Origin of the sequence: Salinispora cortesiana (assembly GCF_000484695.1) — a bacterium.
Classification (GTDB): Bacteria; Actinomycetota; Actinomycetes; order Mycobacteriales; family Micromonosporaceae; genus Micromonospora; species Micromonospora cortesiana.
Genome location: NZ_AXVR01000012.1, coordinates 55,572 through 81,510, shown reverse-complemented (window position 1 = coordinate 81,510; position 25,939 = coordinate 55,572). Strand labels below are relative to the sequence as shown.

21 protein-coding genes are annotated in these 25,939 nt (G+C 70.9%); 11 read left to right on the top strand and 10 right to left on the bottom strand.

What is annotated here, in order from left to right:
* Positions 1-143 precede the first annotated feature (143 nt).
* Together K228_RS0108275 and K228_RS0108270 are read left to right on the top strand one after the other, a co-directional pair.
* A complete protein-coding gene (locus K228_RS0108275; RefSeq protein WP_018729570.1) occupies positions 144-488 on the top strand; it encodes a hypothetical protein in 345 nt (114 codons plus the stop codon).
* Between the two features lie 31 nt (positions 489-519).
* Entirely contained in the window at positions 520-891 is a 372-nt protein-coding gene (locus K228_RS0108270; protein ID WP_025618017.1) for a hypothetical protein, read from the top strand.
* Between the two features lie 28 nt (positions 892-919).
* Here K228_RS0108270 and K228_RS0108265 read toward each other — a convergent pair whose 3' ends face one another.
* Together K228_RS0108265 and K228_RS0108260 are read right to left on the bottom strand one after the other, a co-directional pair.
* A complete protein-coding gene (locus K228_RS0108265; RefSeq protein ID WP_025618016.1) occupies positions 920-1,768 on the bottom strand; it encodes an AraC family transcriptional regulator in 849 nt (282 codons plus the stop codon).
* Positions 1,769-1,839: 71 nt separating this feature from the next.
* A complete protein-coding gene (locus tag K228_RS0108260; protein ID WP_025618015.1) occupies positions 1,840-2,742 on the bottom strand; it encodes an alpha/beta hydrolase fold domain-containing protein in 903 nt (300 codons plus the stop codon).
* 513 nt (positions 2,743-3,255) lie between these two features.
* Between K228_RS0108260 and K228_RS0108255 the strand changes: the two genes are divergently transcribed.
* From K228_RS0108255 to K228_RS0108245, 3 genes are all read left to right on the top strand, one after another.
* Entirely contained in the window at positions 3,256-3,933 is a 678-nt protein-coding gene (locus K228_RS0108255; protein ID WP_025618014.1) for an aggregation-promoting factor C-terminal-like domain-containing protein, read from the top strand.
* A gap of 128 nt (positions 3,934-4,061) precedes the next feature.
* Entirely contained in the window at positions 4,062-4,715 is a 654-nt protein-coding gene (locus K228_RS0108250) for a rhomboid family intramembrane serine protease (RefSeq protein WP_025618013.1), read from the top strand.
* Positions 4,716-4,825: 110 nt separating this feature from the next.
* On the top strand, positions 4,826-5,794 hold the full coding sequence (locus tag K228_RS0108245; RefSeq protein WP_025618012.1) for an NAD(P)/FAD-dependent oxidoreductase: 969 nt from the start codon (positions 4,826-4,828) through the stop codon (positions 5,792-5,794).
* Between the two features lie 16 nt (positions 5,795-5,810).
* Here the strand turns inward: K228_RS0108245 and K228_RS0108240 are convergent, their stop codons facing one another.
* Positions 5,811-6,503, bottom strand: coding sequence for a TetR/AcrR family transcriptional regulator (locus K228_RS0108240; protein ID WP_025618011.1), 693 nt, complete (start codon positions 6,501-6,503; stop codon positions 5,811-5,813).
* A gap of 134 nt (positions 6,504-6,637) precedes the next feature.
* Between K228_RS0108240 and K228_RS0108235 the strand changes: the two genes are divergently transcribed.
* A complete protein-coding gene (locus K228_RS0108235) occupies positions 6,638-7,588 on the top strand; it encodes an NAD-dependent epimerase/dehydratase family protein (RefSeq protein WP_025618010.1) in 951 nt (316 codons plus the stop codon).
* Here K228_RS0108235 and K228_RS0108230 read toward each other — a convergent pair.
* Together K228_RS0108230 and glpX are read right to left on the bottom strand one after the other, a co-directional pair.
* Positions 7,585-8,529, bottom strand: coding sequence for a DMT family transporter (locus K228_RS0108230; protein WP_025618009.1), 945 nt, complete (start codon positions 8,527-8,529; stop codon positions 7,585-7,587). The genes K228_RS0108235 and K228_RS0108230 overlap by 4 nt on opposite strands.
* Before the next feature lie 3 nt (positions 8,530-8,532).
* Complete coding sequence (gene glpX / locus K228_RS0108225) at positions 8,533-9,564, bottom strand: class II fructose-bisphosphatase (protein WP_025618008.1); 1,032 nt, start codon at positions 9,562-9,564, stop codon at positions 8,533-8,535.
* 151 nt (positions 9,565-9,715) lie between these two features.
* Between glpX and K228_RS0108220 the strand changes: the two genes are divergently transcribed.
* The gene (locus tag K228_RS0108220; protein WP_025618007.1) at positions 9,716-10,465 is read left to right on the top strand and encodes a DUF4245 domain-containing protein; all 750 of its coding nucleotides are present in this window, start codon (positions 9,716-9,718) and stop codon (positions 10,463-10,465) included.
* Between the two features lie 38 nt (positions 10,466-10,503).
* On the opposite strand, the gene K228_RS0108215 is transcribed toward K228_RS0108220, so the two are convergent.
* Complete coding sequence (locus K228_RS0108215; protein WP_025618006.1) at positions 10,504-10,716, bottom strand: exodeoxyribonuclease VII small subunit; 213 nt, start codon at positions 10,714-10,716, stop codon at positions 10,504-10,506.
* A 112-nt stretch (positions 10,717-10,828) separates the two neighbouring features.
* Positions 10,829-12,082: an exodeoxyribonuclease VII large subunit gene (gene xseA, locus K228_RS0108210; RefSeq protein ID WP_080671556.1), complete on the bottom strand. Its 1,254-nt coding sequence runs from the start codon at positions 12,080-12,082 to the stop codon at positions 10,829-10,831.
* Positions 12,083-12,155: 73 nt separating this feature from the next.
* On the opposite strand from xseA, the gene K228_RS0108205 reads away from it, so the two are divergent.
* The gene (locus tag K228_RS0108205; protein ID WP_025618004.1) at positions 12,156-13,139 is read left to right on the top strand and encodes a 4-hydroxy-3-methylbut-2-enyl diphosphate reductase; all 984 of its coding nucleotides are present in this window, start codon (positions 12,156-12,158) and stop codon (positions 13,137-13,139) included.
* Positions 13,140-13,239: 100 nt separating this feature from the next.
* Positions 13,240-13,698: a hypothetical protein gene (locus tag K228_RS0108200; RefSeq protein ID WP_025618003.1), complete on the top strand. Its 459-nt coding sequence runs from the start codon at positions 13,240-13,242 to the stop codon at positions 13,696-13,698.
* 69 nt (positions 13,699-13,767) lie between these two features.
* Here the strand turns inward: K228_RS0108200 and K228_RS0108195 are convergent, their stop codons facing one another.
* The 3 genes from K228_RS0108195 to ppc all read right to left on the bottom strand — a co-directional run bounded on the left by K228_RS0108195 (position 13,768) and on the right by ppc (position 21,230).
* Positions 13,768-17,013: a S8 family serine peptidase gene (locus K228_RS0108195; RefSeq protein ID WP_025618002.1), complete on the bottom strand. Its 3,246-nt coding sequence runs from the start codon at positions 17,011-17,013 to the stop codon at positions 13,768-13,770.
* 131 nt (positions 17,014-17,144) lie between these two features.
* Positions 17,145-18,353, bottom strand: coding sequence for a DNA recombination protein RmuC (gene rmuC, locus K228_RS0108190; RefSeq protein WP_025618001.1), 1,209 nt, complete (start codon positions 18,351-18,353; stop codon positions 17,145-17,147).
* A 93-nt stretch (positions 18,354-18,446) separates the two neighbouring features.
* Positions 18,447-21,230, bottom strand: a complete 2,784-nt coding sequence (gene ppc / locus K228_RS0108185) for a phosphoenolpyruvate carboxylase (RefSeq protein ID WP_025618000.1) — start codon at positions 21,228-21,230, stop codon at positions 18,447-18,449.
* Between the two features lie 238 nt (positions 21,231-21,468).
* Between ppc and mfd the strand changes: the two genes are divergently transcribed.
* Both mfd and K228_RS0108175 read left to right on the top strand, forming a co-directional pair.
* Positions 21,469-25,119 (top strand): transcription-repair coupling factor, encoded by a 3,651-nt coding sequence (gene mfd, locus K228_RS0108180; protein WP_025617999.1) that lies wholly within the window; start codon positions 21,469-21,471, stop codon positions 25,117-25,119.
* Between the two features lie 79 nt (positions 25,120-25,198).
* Positions 25,199-25,939: a hypothetical protein gene (locus K228_RS0108175; RefSeq protein ID WP_025617998.1), complete on the top strand. Its 741-nt coding sequence runs from the start codon at positions 25,199-25,201 to the stop codon at positions 25,937-25,939.

The following is a 25,939-nucleotide window of genomic DNA, read 5'->3' as shown; positions in this document are numbered from 1 at the left end:
GGCGAATAGGTGGGCGAGCGGTTGGGGGGAATCAGACGAAAAGCTGATACTGTCACGCTCGTGGGACACTTTACCGTGTGTCCGTGCAGGAGACGATGACTGCTTGCTTCCATGCGTGATATCTCCGGCACGAGGGGGACCTGGTGACCGAACTCGCCACCCGAGCGCAGGCCTTCGGCCTGATCGCCGCCGGGGTAGCCACTGGTTTGAGCGCGCCCTGGCGCCTCTACCTCGCCCGGGGTTCCCGTTACCTCTCCCTCAGCGTCGGGGACCGGGCGGAGTGGCACGCCTGGCGTACCCACCTCGGTTGTCCGGAGCTCAGCGTCCGCGTCTACGACGCGGGCGGCGAGATCCGCCGCTCGTCGGTGGCCGAGGTTGTCCTGGACGGGTGCCGGATCAGCGTCGAGCTGGTCGAACAGGTCGGTACAGCTGACCTCGACCAGCTACTCGTCGTGGATCCCACCCCGGTTGAGCCGGAGGAACGATGAGTCCACACTGCCCACCGTCCGGAGTGGCCGGATGAGCCCACTCCTCGCCCTGCTCCTCGTCTGCGTCCTGACCGCCACCAGCTACGCCGCAGGTCGCCTGCATGGTCAGCTCAGCTACCGGATCGGTTACCGGTTCGGCTATCGGCAGGGCTACTTCGATGGTGACCGCGGCGCCTGGAACCGGCGTCGGCGCGACGCCCAGGCGGCGATCGCGTCCGCGCTCGCCGGCCCGCCACCGGTGGATCCGGTTCGCAAGCGCATCGTGCCACCGATGGCCCGGCCCGGCACTACCTACACCGGCTCGGCGGCGGCTCCGACCGTTGGCCGACCCCCGACCGGCTCGGCGGCGGCGCCTGCCGGTGGTCGACACCCGACCGGCACGCTGGTTCGGCGAAGCGGGTGACCGGGCTTGCGGACGCAGAATACGAAACTCACCGTGTCGGCCGGTCGGCCCACGCGACATCGTCGACAGCGAGGAACGGCGCGATCGCAACGGCGGCAGGCGTCACCCCGGCGAAGGCCACGATGTCCCGATGGAGGTGGGACTGGTCGGCGTAACCGCTGTCTGCCGCCACCACAGCGGTGCTGTGACCTGCGGCGAGGCGGTGGGCTGCATGGTCAAAGCGGACCAGCTGGGCGGCGCGCTTGGGGGTGAGGCCGATCTGCGATCGGAACCGGGACCACAGACGCTGGCGGCTCCATCCGACCTCAGTCGCCAGCCACTCGACCCGCACGCGTCCCCGACTGGCCACCATCTGCCGCCAGCAGTAGACGACTTCCGGGTCAACCACACGGCCGCTGTCGAGACGTCGACCCAACACCACCTCCGCGATCGCGAACCGTTCATCCCACGACGTGGCAGCGCGCAATTGTTCTTGGATCCGCGCGGCATCGTGCCCCCAGAGGTCATCGAGGGCGACTACCGCTCTGCCCAACTCCGATGCGGTGCCCAGGACCGTGTGCGCGACCACCGGTGACAACCGCACCTGTAGGCACTCGAAGCTTCCGGCTAGCCCCTGCCCCCGAACGCCGTGGGGTGCGAGTCCGGTGACGATTCGTTCCCGCCGTTGCCGACCAGTACCGTCGTTGACAACGATTGGTTGGTCGCCGAGGCTGATGACCACCACGACAGCAGGGGGCGGGATCGCGTCGACCTCGATGAGGCCGTTCGCGCGGTCGCTGAAACCTGCCATGGTCACCCCCGCCAGCCGGCTCGGCCGTGATGGGACCGCGATGTCCCAGGTAGGTACGCCGGCTGGAAGCGGCTCGGCAGGTCGCATGTCGCCATGGTACGAGCGACATCGGGCGTTGCTCGGAGCGAGGTGGTTCCCTGAACACCAGGGTGGTCCGGTTAGCCGGGGAGAGCCTGATCCAGCTGGCCGCGCAGGAAGGCGAGGATCTCGCGGCGTGCGGGTCGGGCGGCGGGAACCAGCCCCGGTGTGCTGAGGAAGGAGTGGGTGGCCCGCGGGTAACAGGACAGGCTGGCCTCGGTGCCGTCCTCGCGGAGCCGTTCGACGTACCGGCGACCGTGGTCGGCCACCGGATCCAGTGCGGCGATGACGACCAGCGTCGGTGGTAGACCAGCCAGGCTGTCGAACTTCAGCGGAGACACGCTGCGGGGGTCGAGGGCCGAGGGCAAGCTCAGCTTGCGTCCCGCGCGCAATCGCGACAGTGGCAGCGCGGGGTTGTCGGCATTTTCCACCATTGAGGGATAGTCGGTCATGGTCTCGGTCCAGTCCGTAGTCGGATAGTTCAGCACCTGGGCGCCTAGCAGTGGGCCGTCCTTGCGGGCACGCAACGCAACGAGCGCGGCGATCATGCCGCCGGCGCTTTCGCCCATGACCGCGATCGCCGTGGGGTCGATGCCCTGGCCGACGGCTCCGTCGACAAGCCGGAGGAGTGTGTCGTAGCCGTCGTCAACCGGCCGGGGCAGTGGATGCTCCGGAGCGAGCCGGTACTCCACTGAGACGACCACGGCTGGACAGCGGGCCGCGAGGTGACTGTTGAGCCAGTCGTTCTGCGCGGCCGTGCCCGAGATGAAACCTCCTCCGTGGAACGAGACGATCAGTGGTAGCCGCCGGTCGGTGCTCTTCGGGCGGTACGTCCGTAGCATCAGTCGGCGGCCCGGAAGGTTGATGGTGGTCTCCTCGATCCGGGCGCGACGATCCGGCAGCCCGGTGACGATCCGTCCGACCCGTGACGATGCCTTGCGGTTGGCTCTTTCCCGGGCGGCGATCACCTGATCGTCGGTCATAGCCTCCCAGTCAAGGGTGTCGCGCAGGATGCGAGTGCCCAATGGAGCCTTGCCCCTCATGTTGCCCTCCCGGACTCGAGGTGGTGATTGGTTCGTCTGCTGTCGTGCGGACAGGCCGCAAGCGTTGCAAGCGCAATGCTGTGGGGTCTTGGACAAATGTTCCGCTCCTTCATCGAGCGGATCCGAGTCGGAGCCCGCTCGTCGGCTGTCCCGTCGTGTGGCTCAGATCTGGCCTGCGCGAACAGACTCTGGCCGTGACTGTGAGTGATCGAGGGCCAGCACTGGGAGTGGCGCAGGTCACAATCGGGGTGGATGGTTTCCCATCCGCACTGCCGTGCGCGATCGTGTCCCCGAGCGCTCGCGCATCCGGCGGATCGCCGGTGATCGTTCGCCCGGGTCCCCGTTGGCGGAGCTGTCGGGGGACTCGCGCGGTCGGAGCGCTCGCGGTGTGACCGCACCCCACCCGGGTGTGGTCTGCACCGTGTCCGTGCCCCGAAAGGAAGGGACCGCCTCGTGAATCGGCTGTGGAGCCGGTTGGGTGCCCGGACGGCCGCGGTGGCGCTGCTCTCCGCGGGCGTCGTCAGTGGCTTCCAACTGGGCGACAACCGGGATCAGGGCCAGCGCCTGCCGGACACCGCCGGAGTCGAGCAGGTTGCGCTGCAAGCACCGCAGGTGCATCCGGCGAAGGAGCAGGCTACCGAATACCGGGAGAAGTTGCGCGACGCCGCGGTCGCCGAGGCGGCGGCGGAGCGGAAGCGCCGGGAAGAGGCCGCTGCGGCGTCGCGGAAGACGGTCCGCGAGGCGGCGGCGGAGCTCGCCAAGGCCAGGGCCAAGGCCAAGGCGGCGGAGAAGCCGTACGACGGCCCGGTTCCGGACTCGTGTGCGGAGTTCACCGGCAACCGGCAGATCGGCTGCGCGGAGATGCTCAACGCCGGCTTCGAAATCGACCAGTTCCCCTGTCTGGACAAGCTCTTCACCAAGGAGAGCGGCTGGAACCACAAGGCCCGCAACCCATCAACCGGAGCCTACGGAATTCCGCAGGCGCTACCCGGTAGCAAGATGGCCTCGAAGGGCGACGACTGGGAGACGAACCCGAAGACCCAGATCCTGTGGGGGCTTGGCTATATCGAGGGTCGGTACAAAACGCCCTGCAAGGCCTGGGCCTACATGCAGAACGTCGGCTGGTATTGATCTCCAACGTGGGCTGGTGCTGATCGTCGGGTAACGGGGTGTGTTTGGTCACACCCCGTCGCCGTCGGTTCGAACTTGACCGCCAGCCCAGGTGGCGGCTGTCGCCGCTACCTGATAGCTGTTGACGGGTGAGCCTGCTACCGGAGGGCAGTGACCCGCACCGGTTCGGCACCGAGGCGTTCTACGCCGCGATCGGCCGGGCCTTCGTCGCTATGTGCGCGGTGGTGCCGTTCCTCTTCCTTATCGAGGCCGTTGACCAGGGCCTGGCGTTCGGGCTCGATCCGGCGGCCGGCATCATCCCGCAGCGCCTCGACGGCCTGGATGGTGTCTTCTTCTCACCCTTTCTGCACCACGGCTTCGATCACCTCTACAGCAACAGCATCCCGCTGATCCTGCTGGGTACCTTCGTGCTCGCGGCCAGCGTGCGTCGCTTCCTCTGGTCCACGCTGATCATCATTTTGGTCAGCGGACTCGGCGTCTGGTTCACCGGTTCCCCAAACTCGATCGTCGTCGGCGCGAGCGGCGTTATCTTCGGCTACCTCGGCATCCTGCTCACCCGGGGCATCGTCGAGCGGAGCTGGTGGAACTTCGCGGTCGTTCTCCTGGTCGGCCTCCTCTATGGCTGGCAACTCGTCGGCATACTCCCCACCGACGAGCGGATCTCCTGGCAGGGGCACCTCTTCGGGCTGCTGGGCGGGGTGGTTGCCGCGATCATCTTCCGGCGGCGTCGACCGGACCTGGGCGGCTCGCACTACTCCGACTCGACCCGCATCTTCGGCTGACCGCAGCGGCGACGATCGGCTGTCGGACATCCTTGCCCGGCGGCTCCGGCCCCTCTACCGTCAGGGATCAGCGTCGGTTGTTGCCGGGAGCGGAAAGCGACGGTGCGCCCATGCACGAGGTCGATGTCGCGGTAGTCGGGGCCGGGCCCGCCGGTCTCTTCGCCGCTTACTACGCCGGTTTTCGCGGGCTCTCGGTAGCAGTGGTGGACGCGTTGCCCGAGCCCGGTGGCCAGATCACGGCGATGTACCCAGAGAAGTTGATTCACGATGTCGCCGGCTTCCCGGCCATCAAGGGCCGGGATCTGGTGGCCAACCTGGTTGCGCAGGCCGCCCCGTTTGACCCGCGGTACCGGCTTGGCACGCGGGCGGAGAAGCTGTCCTACGCCGATGGTCGGCCGGTGCTCGGCCTGGCCGGGGGAGAGCAGCTCCGCTGCGGCGCGGTAGTGATCACCGGCGGGCTGGGCAGCTTCACCCCCCGCCCACTGCCGGCCGCGGAGCGCTTCGTCGGCACCGGGATCGTCTACTTCGTGCCGCAGCCGGTGGAGCTCACCGGGCAGGATGTGCTCATCGTGGGTGGTGGGGACTCTGCCTTCGACTGGGCGTCGACCCTTCAGCCGCTGGCCCGTTCGGTGACCCTCGTGCATCGTCGGGAGAAGTTCCGAGCCCACGCCGCCACCGTCGCCCGGGTCCGCGCCCTGCCGGTGCGGGTTGTGGTGAACGCGGAGGTGACGAGGCTGCACGGGGGCGGCGCGGTGACCGGTGCCGAGATCACCGTCCGGGGCGGCGCGGCGGAGTTGTTGCCGGTCAACACCGTCGTCGCGGCGCTCGGCTTCACCGCCGACCTCGGCCCGCTGGCGGAGTGGGGCCTGCGCCTGGACCGCCGGCACCTCGTGGTGGACAGCACCATGGCGACCAACCTGCCGCGGGTCTTCGCCGCCGGGGATATCACCGAGTACCCGGGCAAGGTTCGCCTGATCGCCACCGGCTTCGGTGAGGCCGCGACCGCGGTGAACAACGCCGCCGTGGTGCTCGATCCGACAGCGCACCTCTTCCCCGGGCACTCCTCCGACGGGACCTGACCCTCTGAGGACCGGCCTACCGGGGTAGGCCGACGAGGTCGGCCATCAACGCGATCTGGTGGTCGAAGTAGTCGTCGCGGTGCGGCAGACCCCCTTTGATTCGGCCGAAGAGCTCGAAGCTGATCAGCCCGAAGAGCTGGGTCCACCCCGCCATCCCCCGGGCGAGCAGCGCTGCCGGCATCCCCGGGGAGAGGCTCGCCGCGATGTCGGCGAGGTCGTCTCGGACGGGTTGGGGGAGGTCGGCGGCGGGGGGTGGGGTGAGCTGTCCGGCGGCAAGCCCGTCGCGAACGATGCCGATCAGTGTCAATGGTGGGCGCATAGCCGGCTCGACAGTGTCGTCGGGCGCCGCGTAGCCGGGAACCGGGCTGCCGTAGAGCAGCGCGTACTCGGCGGGGTTGGCGAGGGCCCAGGCGCGGGCCGCCCGACACCCGGCGAACCACCGTTCGCGCAGGTCGTCGCGGTCCACGGCGTCGTCTGCTGCCTCGACCGCGTCGCCCAGGGCCACGTACGCCTCAAGGATGAGCGTGGTGAGCAGGTCGTCCCGGCTGGGAAAGTAACGGTAGATCGCCGAAGAGGCCATGCCCAGGTCTCGGGCGACCGCCCGCAACGACAGGTTGGCGCCGTCGGTGGTCAGATGGCGGCGCGCCACGGCCTTGATCTCGTCGATCATTTCGGCCCGCACCCGGGCTCGGAGTGAGTTGGCGACCATCTCCGTACTCTGCCACGACTAGGGCGCTGATCCAATTCGAGAGCAGTGCTCTTGACAGGTTCGGCAACTGCCGACACGCTTTCTGTGCGAGCACTGCTCTCGAAGTGATCTCCTGATTCGAAAGGTGAGCCCTGATGTCGATTCACGTGATCGTCGGTGCCGGCCCGGTCGGCACCGCGACCGCCCACCTCCTCGCCCAGCGGGGGGAGCAGGTCCGGCTGGTCAGCCGCCGCGGTGCCGGCCCCGAGCATCCGGCCATCGAACTCATCGCCGCGGATGCCACCGACGCCGCCCACCTGACCCGCCTGACTGGCGGCGCCGTCGCCCTCTACAACTGTGCCAACCCCGCGTATCACCGGTGGGCCGTCGACTGGCCGCCGCTGGCAACCGCTCTGCTCACCACCGCCGAGCGGACCGGTGCGGTGCTTGCCACGATCGGCAATCTCTATGGGTACGGCCCGGTTGACGGGGCGATGACCGAGGCCACCCCGCTGGCCGCGACCGGCGCCAAGGGGCGGGTACGCAGCCAGATGTGGGTCGACGCGCTGGCCGCCCATAAGGCGGGCCGGGCCCGGACGACAGAGGTTCGCGGCTCGGACTACCTCGGGTTCGGGACCAACTCGATCACCACCCTGATCCTGCCGAACGTACTGGCCGGCCGCCGAGTGGTCCTGCCGGTTGACTTCGACGCCCCGCACACCATCACCTACGTCGGCGACGTGGCCCGCACCGTGGTCGCCGCCGCCACCGACCCGGATGCCTGGGGACGGGCCTGGCACGTGCCGAGCCCGGCCGCGCTCAGCCTGCGGGAGTTGGCCACCCGCGCCGCGACCCGGGCCGGCGCGCCCACGCCGCGGCTGACCCGCCTGCCCTACCCGGCGCTCTGGCTCGGTGGCCTGGTCAATCCGCTACTCCGGGAGCTGCGGGAGACGACATATCAGTTCGATCGCCCGTACGTGCTGGACTCCTCGGCCACCCAGCGGGCCCTCGGGATCGAGCCGACCGCGCTCGACGAGGCCCTCGCCGAGACCCTCAGCGCGCTGCGCCGGGGCCCCGGTGCCAGCTCGGCGAAGCTCGGCTCCTAACGCCGGGCGGCGATGAGGACAGCGGCCAGGGTCAGTGCCGCGCCGAGCAGGGTGGCGGCGTCCGGGCGGGAAGCCGCGGTCGGCAGGACCACGTCCAGTAGGACAGCACCGACCACCTGGCCGGCGATCGTGGCCAGGCCGAGGAGCAGAACTCCGGTGAACTCGACGACAGCGGCGGCGATCGCGATGAAGGCGACCCCGATCGGCCCGCCCAGGTAGAGCCACGGCTCGGCCGGTGGTGAACCAGCGGGCAGCCCGCGTACCGCGATGTCGACCGCGAAGACCGCCAACAGGGCGACGGTGCCTACCGTGAAGTTGACCAGCGTGGCGGTCAGTGGGCTGCCGGCCGCCCGCCCGACCAGCCCGTTGACGGCCTGCTGCCAGGCCACCGCGATCCCCGCGAGCAGCGGCAGCGCCGCCAGCGTCAGCGCGGCCGGGTCGTCGAGCCGCCCGCCGACGGCCAGCCCGACCGCGAGCACGGTGAGCGCCGCCCCGAACAGGCGCCGACCGGTGACCAACTGGCGTCCGCTCGGACCGATGCCGGCCCGGTCCACGAGGAGGCTGGTGGCGGACTGGCCGGCGACCACCGCCACCGTGAAGACGGCGACGCCGAGGGCGCCGACCGTGAGGCCCTGTGTCACCACGAGGAACGCACCGCAGAGCCCGCCGAGGCACTGCCACGGGCGTAGCGTGCCGGCGGTCAGCGCGGCACGGAGGGCGGTCAACCCGCGCCGTCCGCCGGAGGTTGCCGGCACCAGTACCAGCAGCACCAGCAGGCCCAGCCCGAACGAGATGACCGCCGCGGCCACCCCGTCGGCCAGGCGTACGCCTAACTCCCCGTTGATCCGGGATTGCCCGGCAACGGCGACTCCGGCAGCGGTTGCGAGCGCCACCCCGACCAGCCGGCGGGCCGGGGGCGGCTGGTGCAGCGCCCCCGGCACCGCTCACTCCTGCTCGGCGAGGGGGCGGCCGTCGAAGTCCACCGCCGAGTACAGCGCCAGCTTCTCCAACCGGTGATACGAGTCGATCACGCGAATCGTGCCGCTCTTCGAGCGCATCACGATCGACTGGGTATAGGCCCCACCGGCCTTGTACCGGACGCCGCGGAGCAGGTCGCCGGAGGTGACACCGGTGGCGACGAAGAAGCAGTTGTCACCGGTCACGAGGTCGTCGGTGCCGAGCACCCGGTCCAGATCGTGGCCGGCGGCGATGGCTTTCTCCCGCTCCTGTTCATCGCGTGGCCAGAGCTTGGCCTGAAGGGCGCCGCCCATGCACTTCAGGGCGCAGGCCGCGGTGATCCCCTCGGGGGTGCCGCCGATGCCCATCAGCACGTCAACGTCGGACTCCCCGCGGGCGGCAGCGATCGCGCCGGCGATGTCCCCGTCCGAGATGAAGCGGATCCCGGCCCCGCTGCGGCGGACCTGGTCCACCAGCCCGTCGTGTCGGGGCCGGTCCAGCACGCAGACCGTAACCTCGGCGGCGTCGGTGCCCTTGACCTTCGCGATCCGGCGTACGTTCTCGGCCACGCCGGCGTTGATGTCCACCACGTCGGCGTAGTCCGGGCCGACGGCGAGCTTCTCCATGTAGAACACGGCGCTCGGGTCGAACATCGCCCCACGCTCGGCGACCGCCAACACCGCCAGGGCGTTCGGCATGCCCTTGCTCATCAGCGTGGTGCCATCGATCGGGTCGACCGCGACGTCCACCTCCGGCCCGGTCCGATCGCCGACCTCTTCCCCGTTGAAAAGCATCGGCGCGTTGTCCTTCTCACCCTCGCCGATCACCACGATCCCGCGCATCGGAATCGAGTTGATCAACTTCCGCATCGCGTTGACGGCGGCGCCGTCGCCGCCCTCCTTGTCGCCCCGGCCGACCCACCGGCCGGCGGCCATCGCCGCGGCCTCGGTCACCCGGACCAGGTCGAGGGCGAGGTTGCGATCGAGATTCTGTGGGGTCCGCGTCGTGGTGTTCGTCATGACGGCTCCTCCTCGCGACGTTGCGGGGTGGCCCGGCAGACGTGGTCGCTGCCGGCTTTGTCGCTGATCCTCACATGATCGGCCACACTGCGTGGTGGTGGGGCGGTGATGGGTCGGTCACGTCTGATCGGGTGGCTGCGAAGATAGCGGGGTGGATCCCGCACAGCCCGCCGACCGCGTCCCTGCCGACCAGACCGCGCCGGAGCTCCCGCCGGTCGAGCCGGCGCACCCTGGCCCGACTGCGCCCGCGACCGCCGAGGAGCCAGCGTTGGTCGAGCCCGCCACCGGCCCGGCGTCCGCTACCGGCCCGACCGAGCCCAGCGGCGCCGGGGAGACCAGTGCTGCGCGGGAGGCAGGCGAGTCGTCGGCACCGCCTGCTGCGGCGGACACCACCCGTTCGGAGCGTTCGCCGAAGGACATGGCCATCTCGCTCCTCGTGCTGCTGGTCCCGATCGCCCTGCTGCTCGCCTTCTACCGGGGCTTCCTCGGGGGAGACCAGGCAACCGTCGTGGACCCGGCGCTGGCGTTGGATTCTGCGCAGGCGGCGGCGGCCTTTCCGGTAAGTCAGCCACAGGGGCTGGACGCAGGGTGGCGCACCGTCCGGGCCGACTTCCGGACCGTCGAGGACGGGTCGACGCTGCGCCTGGGCTACCTGACCCCGGAAGGGCGGGGCGCCCAGATCGTGCAGAGTAGCGTGCCGCCGGAGCAGTTGCTCCCCACTGAGCTGACCGATCAGGGGCAGCCCCAGGGCCGGACCGACCTCGCGGGACGCACCTGGCAGCGGTACACGGCCCGCGGCAACGAGCAGGCGTTCGTGCTCCTCGAACCGGACCGCACAGTGATCGTGGTCGGCGATGCCCGAGACACCGAGCTGCGGGAGTTGGCCGGGGCGCTGGGCTGAGCTCGGCCCGGACCAACCGACAGCGGGCGGGGCCGAGCTCAGTCGGTGGGTTCTTGCCGAGCGGCGTCCAGGCGGGCCCGGGCGCCGTCCAGCCACGCCTGGCAGACCCTGGTCAGCTGCTCACCGCGCTCCCAGAGGGCCAGTGACTCCTCCAGCGTGGCGCCGCCGGCCTCCAGCCGTTCGACCACCGACGCCAACTCGGCGCGGGCCTGCTCATAGCTGAGCCGCTCGTCCTTCGTCTCCTCGGTCATCGCTCACATCCCACCACATCCACCCGTCCGGGCTACCCCCGCCGTGCCCGGTGCGCTGCCGCTGCCCGTCCGACACCGGTGCCCGGGGCCGGCCAGACCGGCGGAGGAGCCGCTACCGCCGTTGGGCCTCCGGTTGGGGCTCTTCGGCGTCGACGGTCGCCGTCAACTCCCCGTCGGCCAGCCGGACCCGCACCGGGTCCCCGACGGCGACCTCGGAGACCGCGCGGACGACGGTGCCGTCGGCGCGCCGGACGATCGCGTACCCCCGGTCAAGGGTGGCGGCCGGGGAGAGGGCCCGGAGCCGAGCCCGGGTGTGCCGAAGGTCGTCCTCGGCGGCGGTCAACCGGTGTGCGAGACAGCGGTCGGCCCGATGGCGCAGACCGGAGACGTCGGTAGCCCGTTGCTCGATCATCACCTCTGGTCGGGCCAGCACCGGCCGCGAACCCAGCAGCTCCAGTCGGTGCGCCTCGCGGTCAACCAGGTTGCGCACCGCGCGTTCGAGTCGGGACCGGGCCTGTCCGATCAGGCGTACCTCCTCGGCGAGGTCCGGGACGACTCGCTTGGCCGCGTCGGTCGGGGTGGAGGCGCGGATGTCCGCGACGTAGTCGAGCAGCGGCGCGTCGGTCTCGTGGCCGATGGCGCTGACCACCGGTGTGCGGGCGCCGAACACCGCCCGGCACAGCGCCTCGTCGGAGAAGGGCAGCAGGTCCTCGATGCTGCCGCCGCCCCGAGCGATCACGATCACCTCGATGGTGGGATCGGCGTCCAGCACCCGCAGCGCGTCCACGATCTGCGGCACGGCCGACGGCCCCTGCACGGCCACGTTGACCGTCCGGAACGCCACCGCCGGCCAGCGCCGGCGGGCGTTGGTGCGCACGTCCCGCTCGGCGGCGCTGGCCCGGCCGGTGATCAGCCCGATCCGGCGCGGGAGGAAGGGCGGGCGTCGCTTCCGCCGGGGGTCGAAGAGCCCCTCGGCAGCCAGCAGCTTCTTCAGCTTCTCCAGCCGGGCCAGCAACTCGCCCAGCCCCACCTGGCGGATCTCGTCGGCGCGCAGGCTCAACGTGCCCCGGGCGGCATAGAAGTCGGGCTTGGCGTGCAGCACCACCCGGGCGCCCTCGCGAAGCTGCGGTGCGCCGGAGTCGAGCACGTCGCGGTTGGTGGTCACGGTCAGGCTGAGGTCGGCCGACGGGTCCCGGAGGGTGAGAAACACCGTGCTCGCGCCGGGCCGGCGACTGACCTGCGCGACCTGCCCGTCCACCCACACCCAGCCCAGCCGGGCGATCCAGGCACCGATCTTCTGGCTGACCACCCGGACCGGCCATGGCTCCTCGGGCGTGCTGCGGGTAACCCTGCCATCCGAACTCACCCGCTCACCCTACGGACCGTCCCTGCGGGTCGCAGCCGCTGGCGGGTGGTGGGTCGGCACGTACGATGGGCGGGTGAGTGAGGCTGAAGCGACCCGGACCGGTAAGCGTGTGATCCTGGCGAAGCCGCGCGGCTACTGCGCGGGCGTCGACCGGGCGGTGCAGACCGTCGAGGAGGCGCTCAAGCTCTACGGCGCGCCGATCTACGTCCGCAAGCAGATCGTGCACAACCGGCACGTGGTGCGGACCCTGGAGGCCAAGGGCGCGATCTTCGTGGAGGAGAACGAGGAGGTGCCGGAGGGCGCGACCGTGGTCTTCTCCGCGCACGGCGTCGCTCCCGAGGTCCACGAGCAGGCGCGGAGCCGCTCGCTGAAGGCGATCGACGCAACCTGCCCACTGGTCACCAAGGTGCACCAGGAGGCGAAGCGGTTCGCCGCCGAGGACTACGACATCCTGCTGATCGGTCACGAGGGGCATGAGGAGGTCATCGGCACCGCCGGCGAGGCACCCGAGCATATCCAGCTCGTCGATGGTCCCCAGGACGCCGAGCGGGTCACCGTCCGGGACCCGAACAAGGTGGTGTGGCTGTCCCAGACCACGCTGTCGGTGGACGAGACGCTGGAGACGGTGGCCCGGCTGAAGAAGCGGCTGCCGATGCTCCAGTCGCCGCCGAGCGACGACATCTGCTACGCCACCAGCAACCGTCAGCACGTGGTCAAGCAGATCGCGTCGGACTGCGACGTCATGATCGTGGTTGGCTCCACGAACTCGTCGAACTCGGTGCGGCTGGTCGAGGTGGCCCTGGACGCGGGTGCGCGGGCCGGCCATCTCGTCGACTTCGCTCGCGAGATCGACGACGCGTGGCTCGAGGGCGCCCGCACCGTCGGCCTGACCTCGGGGGCCAGCGTCCCCGAGGAGCTCGTCCAGGAGGTTCTCGCCCACCTCGCGGCGCGGGGCTTCACCGATGTCGAGGAGGTGGTGACCGCGGACGAGCGGCTGACCTTCTCGCTGCCGCAGGAGCTGAAGCGGGACATGCGGGCCGCGGCGGCCCGCGGTTGAGCGGTGGGATCCCGCTTCGACCGGGGCGGGATTCGGGGCAGCGGCGGGGCGGGAACGGCGGGGCGGGAACGAATCGACGGGCCGGAGCGTCCGAAACTGTATGAGAAGCCCTTGGCTCGCCACCCCGGCGTTGGCCGTCTGCCTGGCGCTCAGTGCCTGCGGCAGCGGCCAGGGCGCGGGTGCTGATCCCCCGACCGAGATGGGAGCGACGCCCGTGACGACCCCCACCGATCCGGAACCAACGGCCGCCGACCCCGAGTCCGCCGCCCCCGCCGCCCCGAGGTCAACGCCGTCCTCCGTGCCGACGCGTACCCCCAAGGTGCCGGCGGGACCGAGCAAGCCGCCACCGGTCGGTGCCGCCACCCTGACCGGCACCGTGCAGGCCGGGGTGGAGTCCGGATGTCTGCTGCTGGATGGATACCTGCTGGTGGGTGGGCCCCGTGCGGTGTTGACCCCCGGCGCCTCGGTGCTGGTGACCGGGAAGATCCAGCCGGACCTGGTTACCAGCTGCCAGCAGGGCATCCCGTTCCTGGTGGAGACGGCGTCCCGGCAAGGCTGACCGGCCCGTCGAAACAGGCGGAGCCCGCCCCCGGTCACTGGGGACGGGCTCCTGCTGGTTTCGTACGGGTCAGTTCACCGAGCCGATGGCGACGGCACCGCGGCCGACGACCGCGCCCTCCGCCGTCACCATGGTCAGCTCACCCTGCAACTCCCGGCCAGCGGCCGGGCCAGCCAGGGCGGTCACCGTGCCGGCGAAGGCATCGGTGTCACCGTGCCCCAGGGCGAGTGAGGTTGACGGTGCCGACAGGGTGCCGAGCACCGGGGCGGAGAAGGAGTCTCGGTAGTCGTACGCCGTGCTGCCACCGAGGCCGTCCACCGAGTACCCCTCGACCACGATCCGGTAGGTGCCCGCAGCCGGCTGCGACAGCGTCACCGCCTCCTCCGAGTCCCCGTCCGCGGAGAAGCCGAGCAGAGCGGCGCCCCGGTAGACGTACAGGTCCAGGTCGGCCCCGGCGTTCGCCGGGTTACCGATCCGGGCCGCGAACTCGGCTGCGTCGGCCGGCACCTCCACGAGGAACTCCTGCGCGGCGCCCTCGGCGATGGTCGGGCGGTCGGTGTGGACGCTGGCGAGCGGGCCACCCTGGCCGGTGACGGTGACCGGGCCGTAGGTGTTGGTCAGGCTCCACTCGACCGGGGTCGGCGCACCGGCGTCAACCGCCGGTAGTTCGACCACGGCCGGCTCGAACGCCACGCCCTGGATCCGCGCCGTCAGCTGGTACGGGTTGTTCAGCGACGGTGAGGTGCGACGCGACTCCACCTCGATCTGCCAGACCCCGGGGAGCGGGTTCTGGTAGTCCCGCTCCTGCGGTTTGCAAGTGTCGGGGTCGGAGTAGTTGGTGAAGCAGACCCGGCTGGAGGTGCTCTCCGTCGGTACGCCGTACGGGTTGAACGCGATGAACCGGGTCTGCGAGCCGGTGGCGATGCCGTCGAGGTTGACCTGGAGGGCCTCGGTACCCGGCGGAACGGTCACGAAGTAGGACTCGAAGCCGTTCCGGTCGACCGAGCCCTCGGCCGAGAAGGAGAAGTCCGGCTTGCGGGTGTCGTTGCTGGCCACGACCACGAGGGAGACCTCGAAGTCGATCGTGTTGGTCGCCGGGTCATCCACCGTCATGATCGCGCCGTGCGCGCCCGCGTCCGGCCGAGCGACGACGGGGACGGTGACGGTCCGGTTCAGCGGCAACGCGACGGACTTCGGCGCCTGGAAGGTGCCATCATTGCCGTGCAGCGCGATGTCGTGCTTGACGGTGCCGGTCGGCCCGCTGGTACGGGTGATCTTGACCCGGTAGGTCTTCTTCTGGCCGATCCGGTGACCCCCCTCGCCGGCGGCGCACCGGTTGTAGACGCCGGTACCGCGGTGCGGCGTCCCCAGCTGGTCGGAGAGGACGGTGCAGACCGGTGCCACCGAGGTGTACGAGCGGGTCTGTACGCCCTTACGCAGCAGCTTCCACGCGCTGGACACGTTCACCATGCCGTAGCCCTGGCCGTACGTGGGCACGTCCTTGATCGGCTTCGCCGAGCTGTACAGCGCGCGGCGCAGCATCTGCGGCGTGACCCCGCGGTCGGTCGCCCGGGCGGCCGAGAGTAACAGCGCGGCGGCACCAGCGGCCTGGGGAGAGGCCATCGAGGTGCCGTTGAACATGGCGTAGCCGGGCGGCAGCGAGTAGCCGGCCTCGGGGACCGGGCTGCCCGCCTGCCAGAGCGGGATGGTGGAGATCGCCGCGCCGGGTGCGGCGACGTTCGGCTTGGTGCCGCCGTCTTCGCGGGGGCCCCGGGAGGAGAAGTTGAACAGTGCGTTCTTGGTCCGCACCACCGAGCCGTAGTTGGCCAGCCAGGTGTCCTTGCTGACGCTGGCCGCGACGCTGATGACGTGCTGGGCGACTGAGGGGTCGCCGACGGTGTTCAGGCCGGGGCCGGAGTTACCGGCGGAGATGACCAGCTGGACGCCGTAGGTGGTGATGAGGTTGTTGTACAGCTCGGTGCGCGCGTTGTCGCCGTCGTTGAGCGCTGGCAGACCACCGATCGACATGTTGACCACGTCGACATTCCGGTTGATGACCAGGTCGGCCATGCCGCTGGTGAGCGCCGAGGCGGTGCAGCCACCGCCCCAGGAGCAGGCGCGGGACGACACGAGCTGGGCGCCGGGCGCGGCTCCGTCGAAGACCTCGTTGCCGAACATGTCGTTGGCGGCGGTGATGCCGGCGACGTGACTGCCGTGCGCGTCCGAGACGATGCCGATGTTGACGTAGTCGACCAGGCCGGGGCCGCCGACCGGGGTGGTGTCGACGTCCTCCCGGAACTCGACCACGAAGGGCATCTGCTCGCGGACGGCGGTTGCCGGGTCGTCCGTGCCGAAGTGCCCGATGTCGAACTTCTCCTGGTACGGCCGCATGACGGTCTCGTCGGTGAAGTCTCCGTCGAGGTCAGCGTCGATCAGGATGTCGTTCGTGGCGGGGTCGTAGAGCACGCCCCACTCGTCGGTGGTGTCGCCGTCGCGGTTGACGTCGCCGAGCAGGTCGCTGCCGGCGGTGATCGCCTCCCGGAAGATGTTGAAGCGGTAGCTGCCCGCCGGTGCCGTCCAGGTCCCGCCGGCCGACTCGAACGACGGGCCGGTGACCTCGGTGATCATCGGGCGCCAGGTGGCGTCCTCGAACGGGTGCGTCGCGGTGACCCAGTCGACGATCTTTCGTCCGCCCGTGGTGGTGTGCTGGAGCGCCGGGTGGTCCAGGTCCACGCCGGAGTCCATGATGCCGATGGTGATCCCCCGGCCGTCCCACTCGGGATTCTGGTCAACGAACTTGACGGCGCCGGTTTCGCCGGCCGGCAGGTAGGGGTTGTCCGCGCGGGTGTCGTCACCGGGACCGCTGAGCGTGCGACCCTGCTTTGCCGCCTGCTGGCCGTTGGTCACCGGCCGCGGGTCGGAGAGCTGAATCGTCTCGTCCAGGTCGACCGCGGCGACCCCGGGCAGGGTGGCGGCCTCAATGACCTTGTTGGTCGGGACAGTGGCCAGGACATATCCGATGGTGTCGTATCGGTCGGTGACGGCCGCACCGAGCTCGCTCAGGTCACCAGCGACCTCTTTCGCCTCGTCCTTCTCGGTCGCGACGATCAGGGTTACGGTGTCGGCCTTCTTCGCTTCCGCCTCGGCCAGGAGCTTGGCGTCGTGCGAACCCAGTACCTCGACGGGGGTGGATGGCGTGTCGGGCGCGGCGCTCGCTGTGGCGCCGCCGCCCGCGACGGTCACGGCGCTGGCGGCCATGACCGAGGCGAAGAGTCCGGCGGAGGTGCGCCGGCTCAGCTTTCGGGGTTTGCTCACGTTCTCTCCTCCGGAGAACAGGGCCCCTCAGTTCCAGGGCACGCGTGAGCGAAATCCTTCGGCTATCGATGCCCGTTGTCACCATCGACGGGAGCGTTGTGACCATCTCGTGACTTGCCGGTTTGTCGCTGTCACACCGAATCGGCGCGTTCGCCGTCCACTTGCGGGGGTAACCGCATCCACTCTGGAATCGGCTCGGACAGCTCCGGGGCCTGCGGCTGGCGGGGGGCGAGCTCCACCTGAGCCGGCGTGGCCAGCTCCTCGTCGGAGACGCCCAGCTCGGCGAGCTTGCGGGCGCTGACCAGTACCCGCGACTCCAGCGAACCGACCGCCCGGTTGTACGCCGTTACCGCCCCACCGAGCGCGGACCCCAGCCGGCCCACGTGCTCGCCGAGTGTGGCAAGCCGGCCGTGTAGCTCCCGGGCGAGCGAGTGCACCGCCACCGCGTTGCTGGCCAGCGCCGCCTGCCGCCACGCGTAGGCGACCGTACGCAGCAGCGCGACGAGGGTGGCCGGGGTTGCCAGCACCACATTGCGGGTGAAGGCGTGCTCCAGCAGGGTCGGGTCGCGCTGTAGGGCGACGTCGAGGAACGGGTCGGCCGGCACGAAGAGCACCACGAACTCCGGTGCCGGGTCGAATGCGGTCCAGTACGCCTTCGCGGCCAGCGCGTCAACGTGGGCCCGCAGATGCTTCGCGTGCGCGTCCAGGTGTGCGTCGCGCCCCCGTTCGTCGCGGGCCTCCATCGCGGTCAGGTATGCGTCGAAGGGCGCCTTCGCGTCCACCACCACCGACCGCCCCCCGTGCAGGCGAACCACCAGATCGGGGCGGACCGTCTGCTGATCGGTCGTGGCTGTTACCTGCTCGGCGAAGTCGCAGTGTTCCAGCATGCCGGCCGCCTCGACGATGCGGCGCAGCTGGTGCTCGCCCCACCGCCCCCGGACCTGCGGTGCCCGCAGCGCCGCGACGAGCTGTTTGGTCTCGGTGCGCAGCTCACCGGAGACCGTGCTCATCGCGCGCACCTGCTCGCGCAGCTCGGCGTAGGCGTCAACCCGGTCCCGCTCCAGCTCGGCGACCCGCTGCTCGTAGCGGTGGAGCGTGTCGTGCAGGGGGGCCACCGCCCGGGCCACCGCCTCCTGGGACTGCGCGGTCGCCTCGTAGCCCAGCGTCCGCAGGGACTGCTCCAGCCGGCCCTCGCCCGCCTGCGCGGCGGCCAGCGTGGCCTCCAGCCGGGCCAGCTCGGTGGCGGATCGGGCCCGGGCGGCGTACCACCCCACCGCGCCTCCGGCCGCGAGGCAGCCGAGCACCACGGCCAGCGTCGGAAACTCCATGTCGTCGAGCATCGCAAACGGGTACGACCGACCCGTGCCGGATGGATCGAAGGTGCCGCCGGCCCGCCTCCGCCGTGGGCCGGCGCACCGGCCCGTCCATGGTGTTCAGCCGGTGTTGCGCATGCCGGCGGCGATGCCGTTGACCGTGGTGAGCAGGGCACGTTCCAGGGCGGTGCCGTCGCTGGGTGCCCGGCGGCTGCCCGGTGCCGTCACCACCGCCCGGCCTGGTGCGCCGGAGTCCCGGTACTGCCGCAGCAACGCCACCTGGAGGTGGTGCAGCGGTTCCAGATAGGTGTCCCGTACCGCCAGCGTGCGCTGGAGCACCGGCGCGTTCTCCAACAGCTCCGGGGAGACGGTCACGGCGAGCACCTCCCGCCGGGTCAGCTCGTACTCCTGCTCGATCTTGTGGAAGATCGGGTGCAGCTTCTTCGGTACCAGCGTCTCCACGTACCGCCGAGCGATGGTCAGGTCGGTCTTGGTCAGCATCATCTCCACGTTCGACAGGAACGTCCGGAAGAAGTGCCAACTGCGGTGCATCTCGGCGAGCACGTCGTGGCCAGCGGCGCGGGCCGCCGCCAACCCGGAGCCGACGCCGAACCAGCCGGGAACGATCTGTCGGGTCTGGGTCCAGCCGAACACCCACGGGATGGCCCGCAGACCGGCGAGCCCGGCACCTGTGTTCGGCCGCTTCGCCGGTCGGGAGCCGATGTTCAGCGCGCCGAGCAGCTCGGTCGGGGTGGACGCCCAGAAGTACGCCGGCAGGTCCGGATCCTCGACCAGGTCCCGGTACGACCGGTAGGCCGCCGCGCTCACCACGTCCATCGTCGCGTCCCAGCGTTCCAGCATCTCGGCCGGCTGCCGGGGCGCGGTGTGCAGCAGCGTCGACTGGAGCACCGCGGCCACCGTCAGCTCCAGATTCTCCCGGGCCAGCGCCGGCAGGCTGTACTTGTCGGAGATCACCTCGCCCTGTTCGGTCACCTTGATCTCGCCGTCGAGGGTCCCGTACGGCTGGGCCAGGATCGCATCGTGCGTCGGCCCACCACCTCGGCCGACGGTGCCACCCCGGCCGTGGAAGAGCCGCAGCTGCACACCGTGCCGGGCGGCCACGTCCCGCAGGGCGCGCTGCGCCCGGTGGATGGACCACTGACTGGTGGTGATGCCGGCCTCCTTGTTGGAGTCGGAGTAGCCGAGCATCACCTCCTGGACGTCGCCGCGGGCGCTGACCAGGGCGCGGTAGGCGGGCAGCGAGAGCAGCTCGTCCAGCAGGTCACCGCCGGCGTCCAACTCGGCGGGGGTCTCCAACAGCGGTACGAAGCCGATCCGGGCCCGGCTGCTGTGCACGTCCACCAGCCCCGCCTCGCGGGCCAGCACGACGGCGGCGAGGACATCGTCCACGCCGAGGGTCATCGAGATGATGTACGACTCGATCACCTCGGTTCCGAACCGGTCCTGGGCCTCCCGGATGGTGCCGAAGACATCGAAGGTCCGGCGGGCCGACTCGGTCAGCGGAGTGTCGAGCGTAGACAGGGGCCGGCGCCCGGCCAGCTCGTCGGCGAGGAGCTTGGTGCGCTCCAGCCGGCTCAGCGCCGGGTAGTCGGACACCTCGCCCACCGCACCGAAGAGCTGGGTCAACACCTCGTGGTGCTTCTCGGCGTGCTCGCGGACGTCCATGGTGGCGAGGTGCAGGCCGAAGGCGGAGACCGTACGGATGGTCGAGGCGAGCCGGCCCACGGCGGTGAGCTGACCGGAGTTGCGGGCCAGCGAGGCGCGCAGCAGCTCCAGGTCGGCGATCAGCTCACCCGACCCGCGGTAGTCCCGTCCCGGCGTGTGTGCCGTGCCCTGGCGTAGCCGCTGCCGGGTGTTGGCGAGCTTCGCCTTCACACACCGGGCCTTGAGCCGGTACGGCTCCTCGGCGTTCACCCGACGGAACCGGGGTGCCACCTCGGGCAGCGCGTCCAGGTCGGTGGCGAGGCTCGCGGAGAGGTCGAGCGAGACGCCGCGCAACCGCCGGGAGACGGAGACCTCGTTGATCAGTTGGTCCATGGCCTTCTCGGTGGCGGCGAGGCCGTGCTCGTGCGCGATGGCGAGGACCTCCCGGGTCACCGTGGGGGTGACGAACGGGTTTCCGTCCCGGTCGCCCCCGATCCAGGTGCCGAAGGTGAGGGGCCGGGCGGTGGGTGAGGTCTCCACCCCGAGGGTGCGGAGCGTGTCGGCGAGGTCGTCGAGCACCTGTGGCGCCGCCTCGGCGTAGAGGTCGCGTAGGTAGTAGATGGCGTTGCGCGCCTCGTCGGTCGGGTCCGGCCGGTCGAGCCGCAGCTCGTCGGTCTGCCACATCAGGTCGAGCAACTCGGCGAGGCGGCGGTTGGCCGGGCCCTCGTCGCTGGCGCCGTAGAGGACCGCGTTGATGGTCTCGGTGTCCAACTCGTCGGCGATCGCGCGCAGCTTGGACAGGATCGAGCGGCGGGCCGCCTCGGTGGGGTGGGCGGTGAAGACCGGGCGGATGGCCAGCCGCCGCGCCGCCGCCGCGATCTCCTCGGCGGGAACGCCGCGCTCGGCGATCATCTTGGCGGTCTGGTCCAACCAGCCGCCCTGAACGGCCCGACGGCGCCGCAGATCCCGGGCGCGGTGGACCTGTTCGGTGATGTTGGCCAGGTGGAAGTAGGTGGAGAAGGCGCGGGCCAGCCGGGTGCCGGTGGCGACATCCAGCCCGGCGAGCCGCTGCGCGGCGGCCGGAGCGTCGGTGCGAACCTGGGCGCGGATCTCCTCAACCAGGTCGAGCAGGGGCCGCCCTTCCTGCCGGGCGAGGGTCTGGCCGAGCAGGGTGCCGAGGCGGCGGATGTCGGCGCGGAGTGCGGCGTCGGGGCCGTCGTGGTCGTGCTGGTCGGTCACGATGCGCTCCTTACGTGAGTACGAAGGACAGCGCTGTCCGACTCCCAGGATGGTAACCGCGGGAACCGGGCGGAACCCACGGGGTGTCCTTGTTCACTCTTGGCGAGCCGCTTCGGCCCGCCGGGGATCCGCGTCACGTGGCCGTTGACCCGCTCTTGGAGCGATAGGGTCAACGGGTCAACCCCTCGTCCAGCCGGACGGGGGGCGCTCGTCGTGCCGTCGCCGTGGAAGTGATCATATGCTCACCGGACTCTTCGCCGCCGCCCTCGCCGACCCGGCCCTGGCCCGGGCCCGGGACCTGGCGCGATCCGGCGCGGCCCAGGTCGACGGGCTCGACCTGACCGCACCGCCGGCGCTGCGTCCGTTCGCAGTCGCCGCCGTGGCGGCCGACGAGCCGGTGGGGGGCGCGGCGCGCCCGGTGCTGGCGGTCACCGCGACCACCCGGGAGGCGGACGACCTCGCCGCCGCGCTGGGCAGCCTGATCCCCACCGACCAGGTGGCGGTCTTTCCGTCCTGGGAGACTCTGCCGCACGAGCGGCTCTCGCCGCGCTCCGACACGGTGGGTCGCCGACTGGCGGTGCTCCGTCGTCTCGCCCACCCCGAGGCGACCGACGCGCAGGGGCGCAGTGGCCCGCTGCGGGTCGTCGTCGCTCCGGTCCGGTCCCTGCTGCAACCCCAGCTCAAGGGGTTGGGGGAGCTGGAGCCGGTGCGGCTGTCCGCCGGCGACGAAGCTGATCTCGAAGATGTGGCGCGCCGGCTCACCGACATGGCGTACGCGCGGGTGGACCTGGTCACCAAGCGCGGTGAGTTCGCGGTGCGCGGCGGCATCCTCGATGTCTTCCCACCCACCGACGAGCATCCGTCCCGGGTCGAGTTCTGGGGCGACGAGGTGGAGGAGATCCGTACCTTTGCCGTGGCCGACCAGCGCACCATCGAGCAGGTTGACCAACTCTGGGCCCCGCCCTGCCGGGAGCTGCTGCTCACCCCGGCCGTCCGGAAGCGGGCCGCCGTGCTGGCGGCGGAGCATCCGGAGCTGGCGGAGATCCTCGACCGGCTGGCCGAAGGTATTCCGGTCGAGGGAATGGAGTCGCTCGCTCCGGTGCTGATCGGCGCCGACTCGATGGAGCTGCTGCTGGACACCATGTCCGCGGGGACCCACGTGCTGCTCTGCGACCCGGAGCGGATTCGTACCCGGGCGCACGACCTGGTGCGTACCTCGGCGGAGTTCCTTCAGGCGAGCTGGGCCGCGGCCGCGGTCGGCGGCGCGGCCCCGATCGACCTCGGCGCGGCCGCCTTCCGGACGCTCGGCGACGTCCGCGCGCGGGCCCGCGAGCTGCGGCAGCCGTGGTGGACGATCTCCCCGTTCGGGCTGGCCGAGCCGGCCCCCGCCGGCCAGCCGTGGGAGGACGAGCCGGACGAGGTCGATGTCACCCCGGACGACTCGATCGCGGTGACGGTGGCGGCCCAGCCCGCGCCGCTCTACCACGGTGAGACGGCGCGGGTGGTGGACGAACTGAAGCGTTGGGCCGGCGAGGGCTGGTCGGTCGCACTGGTCTTCGAGGGGCACGGCCCGGCCCAGCGGGCCGTCGAGGTGCTGCACGACGCCGGGCTCGGCGCCCGCCTGGTTGACGAGGTGACCTCGGCGCCGACCGCCGGCCAGATCCTGGTCAGCCGGGGGTCGCTGACCGGTGGCTTCGTCGCCGAGGCGTCCCGCTTCGTCCTGCTAACCGGGGACGACGTCACCGGCGGCCGGGGCGCGTCGACGCGGGACATGCGCAAGCTGCCGAGCCGCCGGCGCAACACCATCGATCCGTTGGAGCTGCGGGCCGGCGATCACGTGGTGCACGAGCAGCACGGCATCGGCCGCTACGTCGAGTTGGTGCAGCGCACGGTCAACGGGGCCAGCCGGGAGTACCTGGTTATCGAGTACGCCCCGAGTAAGCGCGGCCAGCCGGGCGACCGGCTCTTCGTCCCCACCGACCAGCTCGACCAGCTCTCCCGGTATGTCGGCGGTGAACAGCCGGCCCTGCACAAGATGGGCGGCTCGGACTGGCAGAAGTCGAAGGCTCGGGCGCGCAAGGCCGTCCGCGAGATCGCCGCGCAGCTCATCCAGCTCTACGCCGCCCGCAAGGCCTCCAAGGGGCACTCGTTCGGCCCGGACACCCCATGGCAGCGGGAGCTGGAGGATGCGTTCCCCTGGCAGGAGACGCCGGACCAGCTCGCCGCGATCGAAGAGGTCAAGCGGGACATGGAGCAGACCGTCCCGATGGATCGGCTGATCTGCGGCGATGTCGGCTATGGCAAGACCGAGATCGCGGTCCGGGCGGCGTTCAAGGCGATCCAGGACGGCCGGCAGGTGGCGGTGCTGGTGCCCACCACCCTGCTGGTGCAGCAGCACTACAACACCTTTGCCGAGCGAATGAGCCAGTTCCCGGTGACGATTCGCCAGCTGTCTCGGTTCCAGACGCCGAAGGAGGCCGAGCAGACCCTGGAGCTGGCCGCCGCCGGCACCGCCGACATCGTCATCGGTACCCACCGGCTGCTGCAGGCGTCCGCCCGGTTCCGCTCCCTGGGGCTGGTCATCGTGGACGAGGAACAGCGCTTCGGCGTCGAGCACAAGGAGCACCTGAAGTCCGTGCGGGCCTCGGTTGACGTGCTGAGCATGTCGGCCACCCCGATCCCCCGGACCCTGGAGATGGCGATCACCGGCATTCGGGAGATGTCCACCATCGCCACCCCGCCGGAGGAGCGGCACCCGGTGCTCACCGCGGTCGGGGCCTACGACGAGCGGCAGGTGGCCGCCGCCATCCACCGGGAACTGCTCCGGGACGGCCAGGTCTTCTACCTGCACAACCGGGTGGAGTCGATCGAGCGGGCGGCGCGGCGGCTGCGGGAACTGGTGCCCGAGGCGCGGGTCGCGGTGGCGCACGGCCAGTTGGGTGAGGAGGCCCTGGAGCGGGTCATGGTCGGCTTCTGGGAGAAGGAGTTCGACGTCCTGGTCTGCACCACGATCGTCGAGTCCGGCATCGACATCCCGAACGCCAACACCCTGATCGTCGAGCGGGCCGACCTGCTCGGCCTGGCCCAGCTACACCAGATCCGGGGCCGGGTCGGTCGGGGCCGGGAGCGGGCGTATGCGTACTTCCTCTATCCGTCGGACAAGCCGCTCACCGAGCACGCCCACGAGCGGTTGGCGACCATCGCCCAGCACACCGAGCTCGGTGCCGGCATGTACGTGGCGATGAAGGATCTGGAGATCCGGGGCGCCGGCAACCTGCTCGGCGGCGAGCAGTCCGGCCACATCGAGGGCGTCGGTTTCGACCTGTACGTGCGGATGGTCGGGGAGGCGGTGCAGGCCTTCAAGGGGGAGCGCCCGGAGGAGGAGCCGGAGATCAAGGTCGATCTGCCGGTGGATGCCCATCTGCCGCACGACTATGTCGGGGTGGAGCGGCTGCGGCTGGAGATGTACCGCAAGCTCGCCGAGGCCCGAGACGAGGAGCGGCTGCGCGCGGTGGTCGCCGAGCTGACCGACCGCTACGGCGAGCCGCCCGCCCCGGTGCAAAACCTGGTGGCGGTGGCCCGGTTCCGGCTGCTTGCCCGCCACTACGGGCTCACCGATGTCAGCATGCAGGGTCGCAACATCCGGTTCGGCCCGTTGCCGCTACCGGACTCGAAGCAGCTGCGGCTCAAGCGCTATCACCCGGACGCGGTCTACAAGCAGGCGCTGGAGCAGGTCAGCGTGCCCCGGCCGAGTACCCGGCGGGTCGGCGGCGAGCCCCTGCGCGACCAGACGCTGCTGGAGTGGTGTGGGCAGCTCCTCGCCGACGTGCTCGGTCCGCCCCGGGAGCTGGCCGGTGCCGCCGACTCAACGGCGCACGGCGGGCGGTGACGTGGCGCAGCTTCAGCCGGCGGGCGCGAGGCGTGGGGGCGTGGGGGTCCTGGGCCGCGGGCGTGAGAGAGTTGCCATCATGCGTGCTCGCCGTCTTGTCGCCGCCGTCAGCCTGGTGGTCGGCCTCGTCGCCCTCACCGGATGTCGCACCGAGCCGGGTGTCGCCGCGTACGTGGGTGACCAGCAAATCACCGAGAACACCGTGGACAGCCTCCTCGACGAGCTGCGGGACAGCAGCGCCGCGACGGAGGCGCCCGAGCTCGGTGGGCTGGCCCCGCAGCCGCCGTCCCGGTCTGAGGTCGTCAGCGCGTTGGTACTCGGCACCGTGTGTGACCAGGTCTCCGCTGACCGGGGCTACCAGCCGCAGGGGCGGACGGAGCCGGTCGCGCTCGCCGGTCAGCTCGGTCTGCCTCCGGAGTCGGAGTATGTGCGACAGCTGGCCGCCCTCTACACCTGCCTCTCCGGGCTGCCGATCGGCGACTCGGTCGCCCCGACCGAGCAGGAGCTCGCGGACGTGATCGCCGCTGGGCGGACGGCCGGAGTGATTCCTCCGGACACTCCGGATGCGGTGGTCGCCGGTCAGCTCGACGGCCCCCAGCTGCGCAACGGGCTGGCGAGCCGCCGGGCACTTGCGGAGGCTGCCGGGGAGTACGACGTCACGGTCAACCCCCGCTACCGGCCGCTGGAGTTCCCGGTGCTGAACTTCTCGCAGGATGTCGCGGCGGTGAGTGTGCTCCTGGGTGAGCCCGGTTCGGACGCGGTCACCGATGTCTCCAGCCCGGAGCCGCTGCCGCCGACCGGGGCGGACCAGCCGGCCTGA